The 14,211-nt window shown below is 65.4% G+C and carries 14 protein-coding genes; 4 read left to right on the top strand and 10 right to left on the bottom strand.

Annotated elements, in window-relative coordinates:
* Positions 1-15: 15 nt before the first annotated feature.
* Positions 16-1,308 carry an MFS transporter gene (locus tag BX604_RS31505; RefSeq protein ID WP_098554705.1) on the bottom strand — a complete coding sequence of 431 codons (1,293 nt, stop codon included), beginning with the start codon at positions 1,306-1,308 and terminating at the stop codon, positions 16-18.
* A 351-nt stretch (positions 1,309-1,659) separates the two neighbouring features.
* Between BX604_RS31505 and BX604_RS31500 the strand changes: the two genes are divergently transcribed.
* Together BX604_RS31500 and BX604_RS31495 are read left to right on the top strand one after the other, a co-directional pair.
* The gene (locus BX604_RS31500; RefSeq protein ID WP_098554704.1) at positions 1,660-3,129 is read left to right on the top strand and encodes a DNA-3-methyladenine glycosylase 2 family protein; all 1,470 of its coding nucleotides are present in this window, start codon (positions 1,660-1,662) and stop codon (positions 3,127-3,129) included.
* Positions 3,126-3,665 carry a methylated-DNA--[protein]-cysteine S-methyltransferase gene (locus BX604_RS31495; protein ID WP_098554703.1) on the top strand — a complete coding sequence of 180 codons (540 nt, stop codon included), beginning with the start codon at positions 3,126-3,128 and terminating at the stop codon, positions 3,663-3,665. Before BX604_RS31500 ends, BX604_RS31495 begins: the two co-directional genes overlap by 4 nt.
* A gap of 36 nt (positions 3,666-3,701) precedes the next feature.
* Here BX604_RS31495 and BX604_RS31490 read toward each other — a convergent pair whose 3' ends face one another.
* The gene (locus BX604_RS31490) at positions 3,702-4,196 is read right to left on the bottom strand and encodes an Lrp/AsnC family transcriptional regulator (RefSeq protein WP_098554702.1); all 495 of its coding nucleotides are present in this window, start codon (positions 4,194-4,196) and stop codon (positions 3,702-3,704) included.
* A gap of 156 nt (positions 4,197-4,352) precedes the next feature.
* On the opposite strand from BX604_RS31490, the gene glmS reads away from it, so the two are divergent.
* Positions 4,353-6,182, top strand: a complete 1,830-nt coding sequence (gene glmS, locus BX604_RS31485) for a glutamine--fructose-6-phosphate transaminase (isomerizing) (RefSeq protein ID WP_098554701.1) — start codon at positions 4,353-4,355, stop codon at positions 6,180-6,182.
* A 62-nt stretch (positions 6,183-6,244) separates the two neighbouring features.
* Here the strand turns inward: glmS and BX604_RS31480 are convergent, their stop codons facing one another.
* From BX604_RS31480 to BX604_RS31465, 4 genes are all read right to left on the bottom strand, one after another.
* Positions 6,245-6,955, bottom strand: a complete 711-nt coding sequence (locus BX604_RS31480) for a cysteine hydrolase family protein (RefSeq protein WP_218926894.1) — start codon at positions 6,953-6,955, stop codon at positions 6,245-6,247.
* Positions 6,956-7,224: 269 nt separating this feature from the next.
* Entirely contained in the window at positions 7,225-8,451 is a 1,227-nt protein-coding gene (locus BX604_RS31475) for an aromatic ring-hydroxylating oxygenase subunit alpha (protein WP_257146481.1), read from the bottom strand.
* Between the two features lie 269 nt (positions 8,452-8,720).
* Positions 8,721-9,533 (bottom strand): hypothetical protein, encoded by an 813-nt coding sequence (locus BX604_RS31470; protein WP_098555173.1) that lies wholly within the window; start codon positions 9,531-9,533, stop codon positions 8,721-8,723.
* A 160-nt stretch (positions 9,534-9,693) separates the two neighbouring features.
* Entirely contained in the window at positions 9,694-10,509 is an 816-nt protein-coding gene (locus BX604_RS31465; protein ID WP_098554699.1) for a helix-turn-helix domain-containing protein, read from the bottom strand.
* A 123-nt stretch (positions 10,510-10,632) separates the two neighbouring features.
* Here BX604_RS31465 and BX604_RS31460 point away from each other — a divergent pair, with 123 nt between their 5' ends.
* The gene (locus BX604_RS31460) at positions 10,633-11,295 is read left to right on the top strand and encodes a glutathione S-transferase family protein (protein ID WP_098554698.1); all 663 of its coding nucleotides are present in this window, start codon (positions 10,633-10,635) and stop codon (positions 11,293-11,295) included.
* 69 nt (positions 11,296-11,364) lie between these two features.
* Here the strand turns inward: BX604_RS31460 and BX604_RS31455 are convergent, their stop codons facing one another.
* From BX604_RS31455 to BX604_RS31440, 4 genes are all read right to left on the bottom strand, one after another.
* Positions 11,365-12,453, bottom strand: coding sequence for a porin (locus BX604_RS31455; protein WP_098554697.1), 1,089 nt, complete (start codon positions 12,451-12,453; stop codon positions 11,365-11,367).
* Between the two features lie 217 nt (positions 12,454-12,670).
* Positions 12,671-13,006: a Rieske (2Fe-2S) protein gene (locus BX604_RS31450; RefSeq protein ID WP_098554696.1), complete on the bottom strand. Its 336-nt coding sequence runs from the start codon at positions 13,004-13,006 to the stop codon at positions 12,671-12,673.
* A gap of 3 nt (positions 13,007-13,009) precedes the next feature.
* A complete protein-coding gene (locus BX604_RS31445) occupies positions 13,010-13,321 on the bottom strand; it encodes a YciI family protein (RefSeq protein WP_098554695.1) in 312 nt (103 codons plus the stop codon).
* A gap of 5 nt (positions 13,322-13,326) precedes the next feature.
* Entirely contained in the window at positions 13,327-14,199 is an 873-nt protein-coding gene (locus tag BX604_RS31440; protein WP_098555171.1) for an intradiol ring-cleavage dioxygenase, read from the bottom strand.
* Positions 14,200-14,211: the final 12 nt, after the last annotated feature.

Genomic DNA, 14,211 nt, shown 5'->3' with positions numbered 1-14,211 from the left:
TTTGCGGACCCGCGCTTACGCGTCGAGTTTCGCGGGCTTCATCTTCGGCGTGAGCACGTGCATGATGGCCAGCGCAAGCAGGTAGGCCAGCGCGCCGATCGCGAACAGCACCCAGTAGTGGCCCGTGCGTTGCAGCACCTGGCCGATCACTTCCGAGAACAGCACGCCGCCGATCGAGCCGGCCATCCCGCCGATGCCGACCACCGACGCGACCGCGCGGCGCGGGAACAGGTCGGATGCGGTCGTGAACAGGTTCGCCGACCAGCCCTGGTGCGCGGCCGCGGCGAGGCCGACGATCAGCACCGCGATCCACAGGCTCTGCACCTGCGACACGAATGCGATCGGCAGTACGCAGCAGGCGCAGATCAGCATCGCCGTCTTGCGCGCGCCGTTCACGCTCCAGCCCGCGCGCAGCAGCACCGACGACAGCCAGCCGCCACCGATGCTGCCCACCGTCGTCAGCGCGTAGATGCACACGAGCGGCAGGCCGATATGCTGCATGTCCATCCCGCGCGACTCGTTGAGCCACTTCGGCAGCCAGAACAGGTAGAACCACCACACCGGGTCGGTCAGGAACTTGCCGATCAGGAACGCCCACGTCTCGCGCTTGCGGATCAGCTCGCCCCAGCGCGGCGCGCCGGCGTCCGCGTTCGCCGCGTCGAGCGCTTCGGCTTCGTCGCGCGGCTCGTCGTATTCGGCGGCGAGCGCGCGCGTGTCGGCCGTGCGGTACATCACCAGCCACACCACGAGCCACACGATGCCGATCGCGCCGATGATCACGAACGCCGCGCGCCACCCGTAGGCCACCGCGATCGCCGGGATGATCGCCGGCGCGAACACCGCGCCGATGTTCGCGCCCGAGTTGAAGATGCCGGTTGCCAGCGCGCGTTCGCGGCGCGGAAACCATTCGGCCGTCGTCTTGATCGCGGCCGGGAAGTTGCCGCCCTCGCCGATCCCGAGCAGCGCGCGCACCGCGGCGAAGCCCATCACCGAGCCGACCGCCGCGTGCAGCACCGCGGCAATGCTCCACACCAGCATCGCGACCGCGTACGAGATGCGCGTGCCCAGCCAGTCGACGATGCGGCCGAAGCCGAGCAGCCCGATCGCATAGAACGCGGAAAACGCCATCACGATGCGGCCGTACTGCACCTGGCTCCAGCCGATGTCGTGCTGGAGCATCGGCGCGAGCAGGCCGAGGATCTGCCGATCCATGTAGTTGATGACGGTCGCGAAGAACAGCAGCGCGCAGACGGTCCAGCGATAGCGGCTGGCCGCGGCGCGCACGGCGCCGACGACGGCAGATTGCATGAGTGTCTCCGATGCGCGGCCGCGCCCGTCGCGCCGCTGGATGATGCGTGTCCGTGACCGGCGACGGGCGCCGGGCGGGCGGCGGCACGCCACGGTGGTAGCACGGCCGGTCGCCTGTCGATGTCTGGAAAACGTTTTTCAGAGAATAGGACGGGTGCCGCTGGCATGTCAGTCGGGGATTTCGATGAGTCATCTCAAATCGGCCCACGCAAAAAGAGACGACTGTTTCGCAGATTGGCATTAATCGTTTTTCCGGGATTTCCCCGCGCGGAAACGGGGCGTGAACCGGGTCATGACGCGGGAGCGCCCGCCGATACACATGTCCGATTTCAGCCAGAATCGGTGGCGAGGATGGTTTACAGTCGTCGCATGCGCCTCGATCCCGACACCTGCTACGACGCCCTGCTCTCGCGGAACCGCCGCTTCGACGGCTGGTTCTTCGTCGGCGTGTCGACGACGGGCGTGTATTGCCGCCCCGTTTGTCCGGTGAAGCCGCCGAAGGCGCAGAACTGCAGCTACTACCCGACCGCCGCCGCGGCCGAGAAAGCCGGCTTCCGGCCGTGCATGCGCTGCCGGCCCGAGCTCGCGCCCGGTCACGGGCTGCTCGACCTGTCCGGCAATCTCGCCGACGCGGCCGCCACGCTGATCGAGGACGGTTTCCTGAACGAACACGCGGTCGATGCGCTCGCGCAGCGGGTCGGCGTGACCGAGCGCCATCTGCGGCGGATCTTCGCCGCGCAGTTCGGCGTGTCGCCGGTCGAATTCGCGCAGACGCACCGGCTGCTGATGGCCAAGCGGCTGTTGACCGACACGGCGCTACCGGTGGCCGTCGTCGCGTCGACCGCCGGCTTCGGCAGCGTGCGGCGCTTCAACGACCTGTTCCGGCAACGCTACGGCCTCAATCCGCTGCGCCTGCGCAAGGGCGCCGGTGCAACGGCCGGCGGCGACATGACGTTCCCGCTGCCGTACCGGCCGCCGTTCGCGTGGGCCGAGCTGATGCAGTTTCTCGCGCAGCGGCAGATCGACGGCGTCGAGCGGATCGACGCGAACGGTTATGCGCGAGTCGTCGCGGTGCCGAACGGACATGGCGATGGTGAGGTAACCGGCTGGTTGTCCGTCGCGCACGTGCCGCAGCGGTTCGCGCTCGCGGTCACCGTGTCGCCCGCGCTGACGCCCGTCGTGCCGGCCGTGCTCGCGCGCGTGCGGCGGCTGTTCGATCTCGACAGCCGGCCCGACGTGATCGACGCGCATCTCGGCGAACTCGCGGACGGCTCGCCCGGCCTGCGCGTGCCCGGTGCATTCGACGGGCTCGAGATTGCGATCCGCGCGATCGCGGGCGAGCAGTTAACGGCAACGCCCGCCGCCGCGCTGCTCGCGCGCGTTGCCGAACACTTCGGCACGCCGGTGGAGCACGCACCGCCCGGCCTCACGCATGCGCTGCCTTGCGCCGCGACGCTGGCTTGCGCACCGCCGGCAGCCTTCGACGCGATCGGCGTCTCACGCGATGCGGCGCACGCGATCGTGTCGCTGGCCCGTGCGGTCGCCGACGGCACGCTCGCGCTCGAACCAATGGCGCCGCTCGATGCGACGCTCGCCGCGTTGCGCGCGCTGCCCGGTTTCGACGAACGCGCGGTGCAGTACGTCGCGATGCGCGCGATGGGCTGGCCGAACGCGTTTCCCGCCGACGACGCGTGGCTTCCCGCCGCGCGCGCCGGGCGTTCGCGCATCACGTCAACCGAATCGCACACCGCGCGCTGGGCACCGTGGCGCGCGTATGCCGCACTGCATGTGTGGCGCCTTCATGGAGAAGCGTCGCGATGACTCCCGCCCATCTGATTCCGAGCCCGCTGGGCGACATCGCCATCCGCATCGAGGACGATGCGCTGACGGGCCTTTTTTTCGTCGGCCAGAAATACTATCCGTCGCTCGCGATCGCGTCGGATGCGAATGCGGACGCACGCACCGCATCGCCGCTCGCACGCAAGGTCGCCGAAGAAGTCGCCGAGTATTTCACCGGCACGCGCGAAACCTTCTCGGTGCCGATTCACCTGCGCGGCACCGCGTTTCAGCGCAGCGTGTGGAAGCAACTGCTCGCGATTCCGTTCGGCGAGCTCGTGTCGTACGGCGACATCACCGAACGCGTCGGGCTGCCGATGAGTGCCGCGCGCGCCGTCGGCGGCGCGGTCGGCCGCAATCCGGTGTCGATCATGGTGCCGTGCCATCGCGTGATCGGCGCGTCGGGCAGCCTGACCGGGTATGCGGGCGGGATCGAACGCAAGCGCGCGTTGCTGTCGCTCGAAGGGGCGGGGTTTCAGCGCGGCGAGCGCCATGCGATGCAGCAGTCGCTCGCGTTCTGACGTCGCCCCGGTGCGATTCGGCGAGCGTCGCTCGCGCTAGCCGCCACGCTTGCGCATCGCATGCGCGACCCGCGCGTTCGCTTCGAACTTCGCGCGATGCGTCGAGAAGAACGTCCGCACGTTGCGCACGTTCGATGCACCGGTGAACAGCCGCCGCGCGAATTCGTCGTATTCGGCGACGTCGGCCAGATCGGCCACCACCACGAAATCCGGCCCCGGCGACACGCGATAGCACTGCGTGACCGCCGGCTCCGCGCACACATAGGCTTCGAACGCGTCGTAGTCTTCCGCCGTCTGCCGGTCGAGGCTGATCTCGATCAATGCCGTGACGGCCGTGCCGATCGCCACCGGATCGAGCACCGCGACCTGCCGGCGGATCACGCCCGCGTCCGTCAGCCGGCGCACGCGGCGCATGCAGGTCGGCGGCGACGACAACGCACGCTCGGCCAGTTCAAGGTTCGATACCGACGCGTCGTCCTGCAGGATCGCGAGAATGCGCAGGTCGAGCTCGTCGAGCGTGATGCCGGCCATCGGCGGCTCCTTCCGGTCAAGGCGTGAAATTTAATTTCAACATGATAGCTGATTGTCTGTCTGTTTCATTTATTGAAGTATTTTGAAATTTAATTCCACCTGACCGCCTCTACCATCGCTGTCACGGGTCCAGACAGGACATTTACGGAGCGCGATATGTGTGGAATTGTCGGGGCGGTTGCCCAGCGGGACATCCTGCCGAACCTCGTCGACGGGCTGAAGCGGCTCGAATACCGCGGCTACGACTCGTGCGGCGTCGTGGTCTACCGTGACCGCGCGCTGGCCCGCGCACGCAGTGTCGACCGCGTCGCGAACCTGCAGCGCGAGATCGCGGAACATGCGTTGTCCGGCTACACCGGCATCGCGCATACGCGCTGGGCGACGCATGGCGCGCCCGTCACGCTCAACGCGCATCCGCACTTCTCGCCGAGCGACGACAAGGCCCGCATCGCGCTGTCGCACAACGGGATCATCGAGAACTGCGATCAACTGCGCGCGGAGCTTCAGGCGCACGGCTATGTGTTCGCGAGCCAGACCGACAGCGAGGCCATCGCGCACCTGATCGACCATCTGTACGACGGCGACCTGTTCGACGCGGTGCGCCGCGCGGTCGCGCGACTGCGCGGCAGCTACGCGATCGCCGTGATGTGCCGCGACGAGCCGCACCGGATCGTCGGCGCGCGCGACGGGATGCCGCTCATCGTCGGTGTCGGCGACGGCGAGCATTTTCTGGCGTCGGACGCGATCGCGTTGTCGGGCATCACCGATCGCATCGCGTATCTGGAGAACGGCGATGTCGCCGATATCCAGCTCCATCGCTACTGGATCGTCGATGCGGCCGGCCAGCGTGTCGAACGTGCGGTGCAGCGCGTGGCCGCGCATAGCGGCGCGGCCGACCTCGGGTCGTATCGCTACTACATGCAGAAGGAAATCTTCGAGCAGCCGCAGGCGGTGGCCGATACGTTGCTCGATGTCGGGTCGATCATGCCGGAGCTGTTCGGCGACGGTGCGTGGCGCGTGTTCAACGACGTCGATTCGGTGTTGCTGCTCGCGTGCGGCGGCAGTTATCACGCGGCGCTGACCGCGAAGTACTGGATCGAGAGCATCGCGAAGCTGCCCGCGAGCGTCGAGATTGCAAGCGAGTTCCGGTATCGCGACAGCGTGCCGAATCCACGCACGCTCGTCGTCGCGGTGTCGCAGAGTGGCGAGACGGCCGACGTGCTCGGGGCGGTACATGTCGCGAAACGCAGCGGGATGAGGCATACGCTCGCGATCTGCAACGTCGCGACGAGTGCGCTGATGCGCGAATGCGCGCTGCAGTTCGTCACGCGGGCGGGGATCGAGATCGGGGTGGCGTCGACGAAGGCTTTTACGACGCAGCTTGTGGCGTTGTTCCTGCTGACCTTGTCACTGGCGCAGGTGCGCGGGCGGTTGAGCGACGACGAGGAGAAGGCGCATCTGCGCGCGCTGCGGCATCTGCCGGATGCGATGTCGAAGGTGCTCGCGCTGGAACCGCAGATCATGGGCTGGTCGGAACTGCTCGCGCGACGCGACAACATGCTGTTTCTCGGGCGCGGGATGCATTATCCGATCGCGCTGGAAGGCGCGCTGAAGATGAAGGAGATTTCGTATATCCATGCGGAGGCTTATCCCGCGGGGGAGTTGAAGCACGGGCCGCTGGCGTTGGTCAGTCACGAGATGCCCGTTATCGCGGTGGCGCCGAACGATGCGCTTCTGGAAAAGCTCCGGTCGAACATGCATGAGGTCAGTGCGCGAAACGGCAGGCTGTTCGTGTTCGCGGATGTGGACTGCGGGTTGATGCCGGGTGAAGGGATCGAGGTGATTCGGCTCAATGAATACTACGGGCCGCTGTCGCCGATTCTGCATACGGTGCCGATGCAGTTGCTGGCTTATCACGCGGCGTTGGCGCGGGGGACGGATATTGATAAGCCCAGGAATCTGGCGAAGTCGGTGACGGTGGAGTGAGGGGCGTTCGGCACGGGCGGCGAAATGGCAAAGCGAATTAGAAGTGTTTACACGCAAACACCTCAAGGTGCCTTTGTGTGGCCATCGATCACCGACCGTACGATCTGATCGGCCTGCGACACCACCTTGCCGAAATAAAGCGCGAAGTTCGTCAGTGCCGCGTCGTGCATCGCTTCATCGGTGTCAGCACAAGCATCCGAAACCATGACGCAGCCAAAGCCGCGATCAGCAGCATCCCGTGCCGTCGTCTCGACGCAGCAGCTCGTGACGACGCCGGTCAATACCAAATTGCGCACGCCCATGCGATCAAGGACGTTCTGAATCTCGCTGCCGTTGAACGCGCCCTGGGTCGTCTTGCGTATCACCGTCTCGCCCTCCAGCGGCGCGACTTCATCGCGGAACGCATAGTCGGGATTGCCGGTCCACCACATGTCCTCGATGCCCGCCGCGGTTTCCAGCGTGCGTGTCCATGCGCGAAAGCGCGCAGGACAATCCCGCATGTCGCGATAAGCCGATCCGATCGCGAGATGCACCACCGGACGACGGGTCTGCCTGAACGCGTCGAGCAGCGCGCGGATCGCCGGGAGCGTCGTGTGTTCGAGCCGATCGACGTAGTAGCGCATCGAGCCCGGCGACACCGCCTCGCACGCCTTCACCCAGCCACGATCCGCCGCTGCGTCGTTGTACTGGACATCGACGACGACGAGCGCAGTCTCCTCGCGATTCGCGAAATCGATCTCCGGAATCGTGGCGGACAACGGATCGTACGTCACGCTTCCGGATTGCGACAGATTCATACTCGCTCCATGGTTCGACCGGCGGGAAACAGGCAGGCGTGTCGGCTCGCCACCCGGCAAGCCGCACACGTGTCGTTCATTTTCACGTGTCGTGTCGGCATCGGCATGACACCAAGCGACGGCGGAGTGCCGGATAACGCATCGCGCCACCGCATGGCTCCGTGCGCGACGCATGAAGATCGGGGAGCGGCCGATACGTCGTCCTGGCGCGTGCCGCCCGGCTGCCGCGATCCTCGCTCCGAAGCTCAACGCTCGCCGAGCGCGGTACGCAGGCGTCCGATGTACCAGTTGCAGAACTTTTCGACCTGCCATTCCGAAGGCGCGTAAGGCCCCGGCTCGTAGGCCGGGTTGAGCGCGCCTTGCTGCGTCAGGCCGACGTAGAACTTGTCCTGCTCGTTGGTGGTCTTCCACACGTGGGTCAGGTTGTCGAGCGAGTAATCGCGTCCCTCGACGGCGTCCCGGTGCACGAGCCACGTCGTTCGCACCAGCGTCTTGCCCGCACTGATCGGCAAGACCGAAAAATGGATGGAATGATCGGCCTGCAGGTGATGCCACGAATTCGGCTGCAGGTGGAACTGCAGGCGGCCGAGCCGGGCTTCGGTGAAATCCCCCATCAGCCGGCTGCATGCGGCCTTGCCGTCGAGCGTCATCGACTCGCCGGGGCCGGTGAGCGGCACGCGCTGAATCCGGAACGCGGTCGCGCGATCGTCGAGATGCTCGACCGGCTCACAGGGCAAGCCGTTGCGTGCCCAGATGTCGCGCGATGCCGCCAGCGCCGCGTTGTGCTCGCGCACCGCCTCGCGGCGGCGAGGATTGACATCGTCCTCCGTATATCCAAACACGCCGAAGGTCGATTGCAGCAGTTCCGGATGGCCCGTGCAGTGATAGCACTCGCGATTGTTCTCCATCGTGAGCTTCCAGTTGCCGTCCTCGACGATGTCGATCTGCTGCGCCACCTTGCAGTCGCGCAGCCGGTGCGGGTCGACATACGCACCGACCGCTTCGACGAGCGCGTCGAAGTCGCCCGGTGGCTCATCGGCCGCGCAGACGAAAATCAGGCCGCCGAGGCTGCGCACGTGCACGCGCTTCAGGCCGTAGCACGCCTTGTCGGCACCGGCAGGCAGTTCCGCGTGCAGAAGCTCGCCCGTCGGCGCGTAGGTCCACTGGTGATAAGGGCAGACGATGTTCGCGACCGCACCTCGCTGTTCGTGCAGGATCCGTGCACCACGATGCCGGCAGACGTTGTGAAATGCGTTGAGCTCGAACGCGTCGCCCCGGCTGACCATGATCGAATACGGTCCGAAGTCCGCGAGAAAATAATCCCCAGGCTCCGGAATCGACGCTTCGACACCGACAAAGATCCAGTGTCGTCCGAAGATCGCGTGCATGTCCACGTCGAACACGGCGTCGCTCAGATAGAACGACGCGTCGAGACTGAAGCCGGCCCGGCGCGCCGCCACCAGCCTGCGCACAGGGTTTGCCTTATGTGCGAAATCCGGATGATCCAGATCGAATGACACGTTCGCTTCCCCACTCGAGGTTGTCGGCGTCGGACGATCGGCGTGTGCGCGCCGCAGGATCTTTCAATGCACACACGACACGCTTTGCACGTATCGTCCGCACGATGAAGTGTAGGAACCGCTGCGACGCCACGCGTGAGCGCATGCGCCGGGAATTCGGCGAAAAACGACGCGGGGTCGGCCCGCACGTTCGAGATGTTCCGGCCTGCGCGAGAAACAATCTACTTCGACAAATGCAGCTTCTTCGACAGCACGACGCCGGTCGACGGACTCACCAGCGCGATGGAACGGATATCCATATGCAACGTGGAGATCCTCGTCGTAATGTCCGTCGGCTCATCAATACTCGGATCGACATGCTCGCTCTGTTCAGTCAGATAAGGCCGAACCAGACGCCCTGAAAAGACGAGCGCGAAATCGCCATGCGCCTGAGCGTACACGGCAGGCGAAAGCCGCATGCGGCTGCGAACCGAGGTCTTCTGACCTTGCCCGGCATCAATTTCGATGATGTCGACCTGCTGGATGTACCCTTTCGCCTTCGCTTCGGGGGCAATCACGAGCCCTCGCCCACGTGGCCCCGTCGTGACCTTTCTGAGCAGGATGTCCGTCCGGTCGGTGCGCTCTGCGTCGAACAGGTCGACGTCCAGCGTCAACAGGTGCCGCCGCGTCGAATACCTCAGCCCGTACCGCACCGGCATCACGAACGTCACGTCGCGATCCAGATCGACGGCCGCCAGGTCGGGATTGGGGCCATGCCGGTCCGCAACGCTGGAGACCAGACCGCGAACCCGGTCGCTCAGCGACGGCTGGACGGTGGTGATGTGCAGCTTCTTCAGCGCATCCCGAATGGCAACCGGGTCGTCGCCGACAATCGGCCGTGCAGGCGACGCGGCGTGACTGACCGCGTGCGCAACGTGCGTCGCGCCGGCGACAGCCTCCGCCTCTGCATGCGCCACGATCGGCGCCAGCATCATCGTCAACGCGACGACGCATGCGAAGTTCGAACGACCCAACTTGGATTTCCGGTGAAACACGACGAACTCCTGATTCTCTTGCAGATCGGTCAACGACGAGCACTATAGGCGGGACTGATCGGCAACGCACCTGCTACCTGAAATTCACCGTTGACCGGCGCCCTCATCGTCCGTTCATTGCCGGTCCGCAGCAGGTCAATGGTCATACCAATCCGGCCCCTCATCCCTGCCCATCCTCCCGCCGATACTCCGCCGGCGCCTTCCCCACCAGCTTGCGAAAATCGCGAGTGAAATGCGCCTGATCGAAGTACCCCAACGCATGCGCCAGTTCCGCGAGATCGACCGGCTCGCCGCCCGCAAGCTTGTCCGCGGCCTCGTGCAACCGGTATCGGCAGATCACCCACTTCGGCGTCACGCCCACGTAATTGGAAAAGAGCTGCTGCAGCGTGCGCTCGCTCAACCCCGCACGCTCGGCCAGATCCCGCACCTGCGTCAGCCCGATATCCTGCTGCAGCATCTGCAACATGCCATGAATCCGCTCGACCTGCGGATCGGCCGGCGGCAGCACGCGCAACAGCAACGCCTCCGCCGCCGCGACCATCCCGGCGTCATCCCCGGCACCGAGCACGGCGTCCTCGGCTTGCGCATCGTCACAGTCGAGCAGCGTCGACACCGGCAACACCTTGTCGGTCACCAAATGCACCGGCTTGCCGAAGAACGCCCGAAACGCGCCCGGCCGAAAGCGCAACCCGATCACCGTCCCTGTCCCGGCCAACGTCGTCTCGAACGCCCCCGACACCACCCCGAAAACGCCCGTCCGCCGCCGATCGAACACGAGATTCACGCACGGATACGGCAGCGTGCGCTGCACATACGGCGGCTGGTCGCGCAGATCCCATTCGACGATCCAGTGGTGATCCAGCACACCGGCCAGCTCGGCACACGGATGATAGCGATTCAGGCGAAACCGCTGATTGAAGGCTTTCGGGCCGACGACGCCTTTGGGCGTGTCGGTCACGTTACGCAAGTCGGCCATGGTGACGAACCAGGAAGAGGATTGCGTGATGATGCACCGCCGCAGCGGATTTTTCCAAGACAGCGCTACGCGAACGCCCTACATTTGAATTCCTGCCGCCGACCGCATACCGGAGCCATCAACATGCCGCAAGACCGTCACCTGACCCTGTACCACTCCCCGCGCAGCCGATCGGCCGGCGCCCGCATGCTGCTCGAGGAACTGGGCGCCGACTATGAGCTGCACGCATTCGATCTCTCCACCGGCAAACATCACGACCCCGACTACCTCGCGATCAATCCGCTAGGCAAGGTTCCCGCCCTGCGCCACGGCGACGCGATCGTCACCGAGCAGGCCGCCGTCTACCTGTACGCGGCCGAACTGTATCCGGAAGCCGGCCTGTCGCCGGCGCCCGGCGACGTGCTGCGCGGCCCCTATCTGCGCTGGATGACGTTCTACGGTTCGTGCTTCGAGCCGGCGCTCGTCGATCGTTCGATGAACCGCGCGCCAGCGGCATACTCGACATCGCCCTATGGCGACTTCGATGCCGTCGTCAACGCGCTCGCCGCGCAACTGGCCGACGGCCCCTATCTGCTGGGCGAGCGCTTTACGGCGGCTGATGTGTTGTGGGCCTCGGCACTGAACTGGACCACGATGTTCAAGCTGGTGCCCGAGACGCCGCTCATTCGAGCCTATATCGATCGCGTCTTCGCCCGCCCGGCCATCCAGCGCGCACAGGCGGCCGATGCAGCGCTGGCGGCAGAGCAGGACAAGGCCAAGGAAGCCGCCGCAACGGCCGGGTCGTAATTCGAACGGCGGCAGGCCGAACGCAAGTTCCGCCTGCCGCCGTCTGCACACCGGCCACGCAGCGCTCGATCAGAACATCGTGTGCAACCCGATCCGCGCGACCGCCTGGCTCGCCGAACTCGACGCCCCGTTCGGATCGAGCACGCCGTTGATCTGCGCATTCGCGCCGCTGTTCGCGCGTTGATAGTCCGCCGACACATAAACCATCGTCCGCTTGGTGAACAGGTATTGAAGCGCGACGCTGACCTGATGCGCGTGGTTGTCGTTCACGGCTTCGTTGCCCTTCATGTACATGTACTTCGCGCCGAAAAAGACGTCCGGCCTGATGCGCCAGAGGCCGCCGGCTTCGGCCATCCACACCCCGGCACCGTTGAACGAATTGTGCACGGTGGTCAGCAACGCCTTCGCGGTCACGGCCCCGAAGTCATAGTGCATCCCGACGCCCCAGTTGCGCACGCTGGTCGACGGCGTGCCCGGCGCGGGCCCGTACTTCTCGTTCGTATAGGCCGCGCCGATGCCGAACGCGCCAAGCTCGTAGTTCAATCCGGCGCTCACGGTATTGTCCGCACCGACTGACCCGGCCACGCCGCCGAACGCATACATCACGCCGCCCGACAACCCCGCAATCGTCGGCGAGCTGTACTTGACCGAATTCGCGACCGGCTTGCTGCCTGCCGTGCGGTCCCAGTCGAACGCGCCGGTCGGGTTGTCCGGAAGCGCGAGGCGCTGGAACGGGCCGTTGCGAAAGCCGTACAGCCCCGTGAGATCCATCGCGATTTCATTGTCCTTCGCAAAGAGGGAATCCACCATGAAGTCGTACTGATTGCCGAGCCGGATGCTGCCGAACCGGTCGCTTTCGATGCCCACGTATGCGTTACGCCCGAAGAGGCCGGTGCCGACGATGCTGCCGTTCGCCATCGAGAACTGGTTCACGAGCGCGAACGTCGCGCGATATCCGCCGCTGAGATCTTCCGTGCCGCGCAAGCCGAACAGGTTCGGCGTGAAGATGCCGTCGTCGAACTTGACGTTCTTCCCTCCGCCCTCGTTGCTGACATACGAAATGCCGCTGTCGATCAGACCGAACATGGTCACGCTGCTCTGCGCGTACGCACCCTGCGCGATGGCGACCATCGCGAATACGCCAAACCTCAGTTTCATTTTGTCTCCGTCTATTTTTTGAAATTCGGGCGGACACCCGCCATGTCGCGAGCACTCGCCCGGTGCTTCGAGAAACAACACCTTCCCCTGCCCGGATCAGAATTTCATCCCGGCCGGCACACTGAAACTTATTTAGTAATACTGATCCAATTGAATGGATGAAATCCCGCCGATTCCCGATTTCATCCAACCCGGGGCGATCGCCCCGTCTACCGATTCAGGCGCGTCGACACACCACCCACGCGGCCGAGTCCACCTCGACGGCCACGGCTTCCAGCCCGGCTCCCGAACACGGCCCGTCGATACACACGCCATCGTCGAACCGGAACAGCGCGCTGTGATGCGCGCACATCAGCACCTGCGACCGATAGCAGGACACGTTGCCCGGAATGAAATCGAGCGGCACCGAGAAATGCGGGCAACGATTCACGTACGCCCACACCTGCTCACCGCGCCGCACGACGACGACGGGGCGTCCGATGCACGCTTCGTCGACGACCCGTGCCCCGCCATCGGGCACGTCGGAGAAGCGACAGAGTTGCGTGGCATCCATGACTCACACTCTCCGTTCGGGGTTGCCGAGGCTCCAGTCCCACGGACGCACCTCGACACGCGAGAACAGCCCCTCCTTCACGTACGGATCGTTGCCGACGAACTGCATCACGGCGTCGATGTCGTCCGCCTCGACGACGAGCAACGTGCCGTTCATCGCATCGCCCTGCGGATCGAGCGTCGGGCCGCCGAGCCGCACATACACGCCGTGCTGCGCGGCGGAACGCAGGTAGGTCCGGTGCGTGGGCCGCACGCGGTCGCGCACCTCGCGCATCCCGGGCTGGTCGGTGGCGAACACCGCAAAAAAGCGCGCCATGTCGATCAGCTCCGGTCGAGCACGAAGTCGTACGTCGCTTCGCGATACGGGCCGTTCAGGCCGACGTGGCGAGCGATCCCTTCATCCGCGGCGCGCGGGCGATACGCGACCATCAGCGACGGCTTCACGCCGAAGACGGCATCCGATTTCAGGTATTCGTCGTCTTCATCGAAAAGATGCGTGACGAGCGTGCGATAGCCGGGCGCGTCGATCATGAAATGCAGATGCGCGGGCCGCCACGGATGACGGCCGGTGGCGTCGAGCATCCTGCCGACCGGGCCGTCGGTCGGAATCGGATAGCTGACCGGCAGAATCGTCGTGATCGCGTACCGGCCTTCGGCATCGGTCCGGTAGCGCCCGCGCAGGTTGCCGTGAGGCTGTTCGGTGTCCTGCCCCGAATACATGCCGTTGTCCGCGGTCTGCCACACGTCGAGCACGGCCTCCGCCACGGGCGCGCCGTCGGTGGTGAGCACCCGGCCGTGCACGACGACCGGCGTGCCGGGCGTGAACGCCATGTTCTCGCCATACGCGCGATCGGGCATGCCCTTGATGTAGAACGGGCCGAATACCGTCGTTTCCGTCGCGCCGGTGGCGAAGCGATGGTTGATCGCATCGACCAGCATCGACACCCCGAGCGTGTCGGACAACAGAATGAATTCCTGTCGCACGACGTCGTCGCACATCTGCCCGGTTTCGGTCAGGAAGCGAATCGCTTCCATCCATTCGGCTTCCGTCAGCTCGGTCTCGCGAACGAACGCATGAAGATGCCGCACGAGGCTCTGCATCAGCACGCGCAGGCGCGGGTTCGGCGTACCGTCGAAGCTGGCGACGACCTGTTCGGTCAGCCGGGTGTCGCCGTCTTGATGATCATTCGTCACGTTCGTCTCCTT

Source organism: Burkholderia sp. JKS000303 (genome assembly GCF_002563755.1).
Classification (GTDB): Bacteria; Pseudomonadota; Gammaproteobacteria; order Burkholderiales; family Burkholderiaceae; genus Burkholderia; species Burkholderia anthina_B.
The sequence above is the reverse complement of the archived record's forward strand: the minus strand, read 5'-3'. Positions and strand labels throughout refer to the sequence as shown.

What these genes read in the sequence shown, in the direction of transcription:
- BX604_RS31490 (WP_098554702.1), bottom strand. Translation starts at nt 4,196, where the DNA reads ATGGCCGGCATCACGCTCGACGAGCTCGACCTGCGCATTCTCGCGATC.
- glmS (WP_098554701.1), top strand. Translation starts at nt 4,353, where the DNA reads ATGTGTGGAATTGTCGGGGCGGTTGCCCAGCGGGACATCCTGCCGAAC.
- BX604_RS31460 (WP_098554698.1), top strand. Translation starts at nt 10,633, where the DNA reads ATGCCGCAAGACCGTCACCTGACCCTGTACCACTCCCCGCGCAGCCGA.
- BX604_RS31495 (WP_098554703.1), top strand. Translation starts at nt 3,126, where the DNA reads ATGACTCCCGCCCATCTGATTCCGAGCCCGCTGGGCGACATCGCCATC.
- BX604_RS31455 (WP_098554697.1), bottom strand. Translation starts at nt 12,453, where the DNA reads ATGAAACTGAGGTTTGGCGTATTCGCGATGGTCGCCATCGCGCAGGGT.
- BX604_RS31505 (WP_098554705.1), bottom strand. Translation starts at nt 1,308, where the DNA reads ATGCAATCTGCCGTCGTCGGCGCCGTGCGCGCCGCGGCCAGCCGCTAT.
- BX604_RS31465 (WP_098554699.1), bottom strand. Translation starts at nt 10,509, where the DNA reads ATGGCCGACTTGCGTAACGTGACCGACACGCCCAAAGGCGTCGTCGGC.
- BX604_RS31445 (WP_098554695.1), bottom strand. Translation starts at nt 13,321, where the DNA reads ATGGCGCGCTTTTTTGCGGTGTTCGCCACCGACCAGCCCGGGATGCGC.
- BX604_RS31450 (WP_098554696.1), bottom strand. Translation starts at nt 13,006, where the DNA reads ATGGATGCCACGCAACTCTGTCGCTTCTCCGACGTGCCCGATGGCGGG.
- BX604_RS31500 (WP_098554704.1), top strand. Translation starts at nt 1,660, where the DNA reads ATGGTTTACAGTCGTCGCATGCGCCTCGATCCCGACACCTGCTACGAC.